1 protein-coding gene and 1 pseudogene are annotated in these 551 nt (G+C 37.9%); one reads left to right on the forward strand and one right to left on the reverse strand.

What is annotated here, in order from left to right; all coding sequences use genetic code 11:
• Positions 1-204: hypothetical protein (locus HC175_RS16945; protein ID WP_168139521.1), on the forward strand; the 204-nt coding region annotated here is incomplete at its 5' end.
• Positions 205-312: 108 nt separating this feature from the next.
• On the opposite strand, the pseudogene HC175_RS16950 reads toward HC175_RS16945, so the two are convergent.
• A pseudogene (locus HC175_RS16950) lies at positions 313-551 on the reverse strand (TrkA family potassium uptake protein); the annotation flags it as partial.

The raw sequence follows: 551 nt of genomic DNA on the forward strand, positions 1-551 counted from the left end.
TTAGAAGGCAATGCTTTTTCTGCAGAGGTCCATATGATTATTAGAAGTCACGGTCCGGCAATTCCGGGACTAATTAATGAGCAAATAAGTATTTTTACAGGAGGTTGTGAAGTGGATTTTGCACCCTTTACAGAAATACCTGATGAAGAAGGGGAATGTGGAGATGTAGAAGTGAGTATACATTTGCCTGTTGCAGGTTCGTAAAACTAAGACACAAATTAAATATTTGGAGATATCATAATTTCCTAAACAATTTTCACCTGATAAACAGGAATGCCTGGATCATAAAGTTTCAGACATTCCTGTTTTACATTAGTACCTTTCCTGGTCTTTAAGTAACTTTTTCAGATTCTTATTGTTTCCGTAGAGCACCATGATATCATGTTTGTGCAAAACAGTTTTTGCCGAAGCTACTCCCTGCACGTTGGATACATCCCTTTTTGTACCCAAATCATTCTTTTCCCTGGTGATCTTGATTGTGGTGAGTACGATAATATCATATTTCCTCTTCAGCCCTATTTCCTCCAAAGTTTTTCCGTCGAAGTCATCGG

The sequence above is a fragment of the Salinimicrobium oceani genome (assembly GCF_012037645.1).